Below are 2,448 nucleotides of genomic sequence, written 5' to 3' on the forward strand. Positions count from 1 at the left end.
AGCGGCCTGAGCATCACCGTCACCGCGAATCTCTTCTGATTCACGATAGGCTTCAGCCAGCAGCACGCGGCGTTGACGATCAGCGTCGGCACGGATGCCTTCAGCCAGCTCGTTACCCTTGGCGCGGTGCTCGCGAGCTTCACGCTCACGCTCGGTGCTCATACGTTCGAACACGCTGCGGTTGACTTCTTTCGGCAGATCGATGGCCTTGACCCGGACATCGACGACTTCGATACCCAGCTCTTTTTCCGCCATCTTGTTCAGCGAGGCAGTGATGTCAGCCATCAGCGCGTCACGCTCACCCGACACCACTTCGTGCAGGGTGCGCTTGCCGAACTGGTCACGCAGACCGGATTCCAGACGACGCGACAGACGCTCGTCGGCGATTTGCTTGAGGCCCGAAGTTGCGGTGTAGAAGCGCTCGGCATCTTTCACGCGCCACTTGGCGTAGGCATCGACCATGACGGCTTTCTTTTCCAGCGTCAGGAAGCGCTGTGTCGGTGCATCCAGCGTCATCAGCCGTGCGTCGAATTTACGCACCTGGTTAACGTAAGGCACTTTCACATGCAGGCCCGGCTGAACATCGGCCTGAACCACACGACCGAATTGCAGCAGCACCGCACGCTCGGTCTGAGCGACAATGTAGAAGCAGTTCCAGCCAACCAGTAGCACGACGACGCCAACAATAAGGGCGATCAGCGATTTATTGCTCATCAGCGGGTCTCCCTTGTGCGCGACTGCGGCAGGTCAGTGACGTGCGGCGTGACATCCGTGTTGCTGGCGGCAGCCGAACCGGTGACCGGCGCATTGCTGCCCGAGCTGTTCTGAATCATTTTGTCCAACGGCAGGTAAAGCAGGTTGCTCTGGCCGTTCTTGTTACCGGTCACGAGTACCTTGCTGGTGTTGCTGAAGACTTCCTGCATGGTGTCCAGGTACAGACGCTGGCGGGTCACTTCAGGTGCCTTGCGATACTCGGCGACCAGTTTGGTAAAGCGGTCCGCTTCACCCTTGGCGCGCGAGACCGTTTCGTCACGGTAACCGTTGGCATCCTCAAGGATACGCTGGGCCTGACCACGGGCTTCCGGCACGACACCGTTGGCGTAGGTTTCGGCCTGGTTGCGCGAACGCTGCTCGTCTTCACGGGCGCGGATCACATCATCGAAGGCTTCCTGCACTTCACGCGGTGCCGCTGCGCTCTGTACGTTGACCTGAGTGACGGTGATACCGGTGCGATAGGTATCGAGGAAACGTTGCAGACGCTCCTTGATTTCGCTGGCCATCAATTCACGACCTTCGGTCAGCACCTGGTCCATGGCGGTGGAACCCACCACGTGGCGCAGGGCACTGTCGGTCGCATGCTGCAGGCTGATTTCCGGCTGGTCGACATTCAGCACGAAGTCCTGCAGGTTGCTGATCTTGTACTGCACGGTCAGCGGCACTTCGACGATGTTCTCGTCTTCGGTCAGCATCTGGCCCTGCTTGGTGTAGGCACGCTCACGCGTGACGTTTTCCATGTACTTTTTATCGATCGGCGGGAAGTAGATGTTCAGGCCCGGGCCGACAGTCTCGTAGTACTTGCCGAAGCGCAGCACCACGGCTTGCTCCTGCTCGTCGACCACGTAAACCGCGCTGTACAGCCAGACAGCCGCCAGCACAACGAGGCCGATGCCGAGCAGACCGCCGAAGCCGCCACCGCTCTTGCCCGAACCACCGCCGTCATCACCACGTTTCTTACCACCACCGAACAACCCGTTCAGGCTTTCCTGCAGCTTTCGGAAGGCCTCGTCGAGATCCGGTGGCCCCTTGCGGTCGCCGTTATTGCGGCGTTTGCCACCCCAAGGATCCTGATTATTCGAGTTGCCACCCGGCTCATTCCAAGCCATAGCGCTCTCCATCTGATAAAGCAAAGACGCACCCACGGCGCGCCGACCAATGCTACAGAATGCCTGCCGTTGCGGCACAACCGCTTTGTCAGGCTTTTATTGCAAAGTGTGTTGCTCGATGAATTCCATCGGCTGCAATCCTTCGCGGCTTACCAGTCGATTCAACTCGACACGGGGCAAACGAACGGCCAGCAAACTGATGCCTTCTTCGTCGTGTTCTTCTTTCTGCACCGCACCGAGTTCGAAAAACTGCGCACGCAGTCGGGCGAATCGTTGCGGCAAGCGCAATGTGCCGATGAACAAATCACTGCCAAGTAATTCGGCGATGGCTTGCTCAAGCAGTTCCAGACCACTGCCATCACGCGCCGACAGCCAGACCCGCTGGGGCTTGCCGTTTTCGTCGCGCTGGATTTGTGGCTCAACGCCTTCAAGCAAATCGAGTTTGTTATAGACCTCGAGGATCGGCAAGTCCTGGGCACCAACCATGGTGTCGGTGTCCAGTGGATCGCCACGTTTGATTTGCAGGACTTTCTTCATCACGACGGCCATGAACTCGTCGTAGATC

At 58.7% G+C, this 2,448-nt stretch carries 2 protein-coding genes and 1 pseudogene; all 3 read right to left on the reverse strand.

The window, feature by feature from the left end; all coding sequences use genetic code 11:
* Positions 1-714 (reverse strand): protease modulator HflC (gene hflC, locus ACIF4X_RS29195; protein WP_397484692.1); only part of this gene is annotated, 714 nt, incomplete at its 3' end.
* Complete coding sequence (gene hflK / locus ACIF4X_RS29200) at positions 714-1,883, reverse strand: FtsH protease activity modulator HflK (protein WP_397484693.1); 1,170 nt, start codon at positions 1,881-1,883, stop codon at positions 714-716. The genes hflK and hflC, both read right to left, overlap by 1 nt.
* A 96-nt stretch (positions 1,884-1,979) precedes the next feature.
* A pseudogene (locus ACIF4X_RS29205) lies at positions 1,980-2,448 on the reverse strand (hypothetical protein); the annotation flags it as partial.

Source organism: Pseudomonas sp. NPDC085632, assembly GCF_044541255.1.
In the GTDB taxonomy this organism is placed as follows: Bacteria; Pseudomonadota; Gammaproteobacteria; order Pseudomonadales; family Pseudomonadaceae; genus Aquipseudomonas.

Coding starts and splice junctions, on each gene's coding strand:
- hflK (WP_397484693.1), bottom strand. CDS start 1,883: ATGGCTTGGAATGAGCCGGGTGGCAACTCGAATAATCAGGATCCTTGG.